General features: G+C 30.2%; 3 protein-coding genes. All 3 read right to left on the reverse strand.

What is annotated here, in order from left to right:
• Window positions 1-233: 233 nt before the first annotated feature.
• A complete protein-coding gene (locus tag ACFQ0I_RS17490; protein WP_379944282.1) occupies window positions 234-941 on the reverse strand; it encodes a hypothetical protein in 708 nt (235 codons plus the stop codon).
• A 163-nt stretch (window positions 942-1104) separates the two neighbouring features.
• Window positions 1105-2451 (reverse strand): hypothetical protein, encoded by a 1347-nt coding sequence (locus ACFQ0I_RS17495; protein WP_379944283.1) that lies wholly within the window; start codon window positions 2449-2451, stop codon window positions 1105-1107.
• 293 nt (window positions 2452-2744) lie between these two features.
• A complete protein-coding gene (locus tag ACFQ0I_RS17500; RefSeq protein WP_379944284.1) occupies window positions 2745-3014 on the reverse strand; it encodes a hypothetical protein in 270 nt (89 codons plus the stop codon).
• Window positions 3015-3142: the final 128 nt, after the last annotated feature.

Raw genomic sequence — 3142 nt, forward strand, 5'->3', positions numbered from 1 at the left:
ATAGTTCCAAGAACTAACCATAAAATTCCAAAAATTAAATAATACCTAAAGCGTTTTTTTTAAAATCGTATGTTCATTTTTTGTCAACTGTTTGGTAACGGTCACTTGTAAGTTGTCGTTGCGGATTTCGAAGAGCGTTCCTGTCCGATAGGACGGAACTGCGAAACGAGAATCCAGCGAACGACACCGCACGAACCCCGCAATGCAATTTACAATTTGTTAGCGGTTGTTTTTTAAATATAAATTCTATCTTTTTCTAAAATTTTTCTTGTTAATGTATAATTATAAAGTGCATTTATGGCTGATGTTTTAGAAGAATAATAAACATGGGTGCCTTGACAAATAATTCGATACTTACCCGAGTTGGTCTTTAAATATAATTCACCAGTATTTCCGTCCTGAAATTCAATTTTGAATTTTTTTTGGTTACCACCCAATAATGACCATTCTGACTCTAAAAAAGTTTCTGTATATTTTGGGCTAGGGATTGGAGAACTTTCTATTTCAACACTATGTATATCTTGAATGCTTTTTTTTATGTCAGGCTCAATGTATTTATTATTTAGAAATTCGATGATATTATTTAATGAATTTAATTCCTTGTCAAATTTTGTTTCGTTAACCAGAAACGCATATTCATTCCTACTGTCAATTTTTAAAGCAAGTATATTTTCATCAAAAAATCCGTGCTTAAATAAATAGCTTTCATCTTTTCTGTCAATTAATAATGAATTATGACCTAAATATTCCCATTTTGCTTTTTCGACCTTTCCATTATGCGATATTAAAAGTTCATTATTTTGTCTGAAAATGTATACGTTTTTTGAGTTTTCAATGTCATCTATTACAACCCAATGTTGATTTGTTAACATAGTTAAATTATCCAACTTTTGCGAAAATCGTTGAATTTTTGGAATTATATCTGATATGTATGTTTTCATAGTTTTTCGTCTGTTAAAATAACCGCTAACGGTCTCGTATAACCGTCAGTTACAGATTTAAAGTTAATGATTTTCGGTATAGCACTGACGTTAGCAATACCGAGTGGATTCGGACGTAGTCGAATCCGCCGTAATTGCGGTTATACATTGTTGTACGCTGGCTTTATTCATTGTCCAATAAGCCATACTCTGATGCAAATACAGAAATACCCCTTAATTCATATGTTACAACTTTTCCCTCTTGTCTTCTCAAAAGTAGATTTTGGTCATTTAATTTTGATAGATAATTCTTTGAAAATTTCTGCATAGTAGAGATGCCAAATTCTTTAAAAGATTCAAAGTCTTTTGGACGGACTTTTTTCAGTTCTCCAATTTTTTTAAGAACACTTTTCTCTTTTTGGGATAAGTAAAGTCCCTCAAATTCTCCACTAATTATATTTTGAAGACAAGCAACAGCAAATTTATCATCCACTTGTTTATTTACTAAATGTTCTCCCATAAATTTATCAAATACCTTGTCGTTAAATTTCATATTTTTTGAATGAATGAGCCTCCTTATAGTTTGCACTAGGTTAATACACATAGCTTCACAATATTTAAATACAAAACGGATTTCCCCATTAGAGGATTCAAATAATTTTAAGTATATCTCTTTAGTAATTGGGGATGAACCATTATTATCAGTACAGTGAAATCTAACGACTCTAATATCAACTGCTTTTTTAAGATTTTCAACACTAATTGGTTTTAATTCAATGCTTGATGAAAGTCTTTGAAATACTTTAGGGTTTGATGACTGTATTAAACTAGATAAACCACTTTGACCTATTAGAATCCACCAAACATTAGGTATTGTAAACAAAGTATCTCTGAAAGTTGTCAGACAATTACTTAAATCATCTTCGTGTAAGTTTTCTAAATTATCTAAAACGATAAAACTTCCTTCAAATTTTAAATCGGTTTTCACTTCATTTGCTAAAGTTCCAATGATTTCAACTAAAGTCTCATAAGTGGTTTCATTGATTGAAGGTAAATGTACTTCTCTACCAACATTCAAACCGTGTCCAAAAACAGAAAAACCAATATTTATAGTTGCCGGTTTATTTTGATAAACCCAAGCCATAACCTTTGCTGTTTGAGTTGGGACATCGGTTTTTGTCATTAAACAATATTCTTCTATTGATTTACAAAACGATTGAATACATCTAATAGCTATATGTTTAGGCTCATCAGATGGTTGTATTGGACATAAAGTTCTTGCTGATAGCATTTTGGGACCAAAATCAGCTTCACCGCTCTCCAATAAATATTGTTGGACATTGAGAAAACTTGTTTTTCCAACACCAGGAACACCTGATAAAATAAAAATACCTTCAGAAGAAGATTCTATTGCTGTTAAGAAGTCAATTTGTTCTTCTTCTCGTCCCATTAGAAGGTCAACGTCACCATTATTAACTTTTAAAGGTTTTGTATCATATGGATTTTCTCTAAATCCTAATTTTTTCCACATTGTGTTTGACATATCTTTATTCTAATGGTTTTTTTCAGCTTGCGTACAACAAGTTGGTATAAGAATAGTGCGCCAATTAAAAAAAGTCACATTCATAACCTATAACATCGTAGCGCATTATTTTTATACGGTGTTGTGTTTAGTTTTTTTTATTTTGTCTAAATTAGATGATTTTAATAAATTACTTGATAAGGTCAGCGATAAATTTCAAGATTTAAAGGTGGTTATTGATGATTTTCCAGAAGGTTCAGTAGATTTTATATACACTAAAAAAAACGGGTGGCAATTAAAGATTAATGCAGATTATTTTTTATAACCTCTGACGGCAAAATTAAGTCATAAGTTTCGCATAATTTAGCTATATCGATGTTGATTATAAAGTATTTAGCAGGCATTCTTCCAATGCAATCCATTTTATATTTAGTTTTTATTAAATTAACTTCAAATCTATCTATTATTAAAGAATAAGAATTACTACCAAATTTTTTATTAATGATTTTGTCTTTGTAGTAAGATTTTAGTATTTCTATTTCCTCTTTCGTATAAAGGTCAATTTTATTCATAAAGTTAATTTTTTAATTAGTTAAAGTTTAATTTGTCAGTCGCGCGTAACAGTTGCGCACTGCTAAGGTCAGTCGAAAGTTATGTCAAAGTCAAATCATAAGAGTAAAGAACAACCAGATATTGTAAA

The sequence above is a fragment of the Mariniflexile aquimaris genome, assembly GCF_042676825.1.
GTDB lineage: Bacteria > Bacteroidota > Bacteroidia > Flavobacteriales > Flavobacteriaceae > Mariniflexile > Mariniflexile aquimaris.

Bases quoted from the DNA above. Each gene is read 5' to 3' on its own strand.
- ACFQ0I_RS17500 (WP_379944284.1), bottom strand. From the start codon at position 3,014: ATGAATAAAATTGACCTTTATACGAAAGAGGAAATAGAAATACTAAAA.
- ACFQ0I_RS17490 (WP_379944282.1), bottom strand. From the start codon at position 941: ATGAAAACATACATATCAGATATAATTCCAAAAATTCAACGATTTTCG.
- ACFQ0I_RS17495 (WP_379944283.1), bottom strand. From the start codon at position 2,451: ATGTGGAAAAAATTAGGATTTAGAGAAAATCCATATGATACAAAACCT.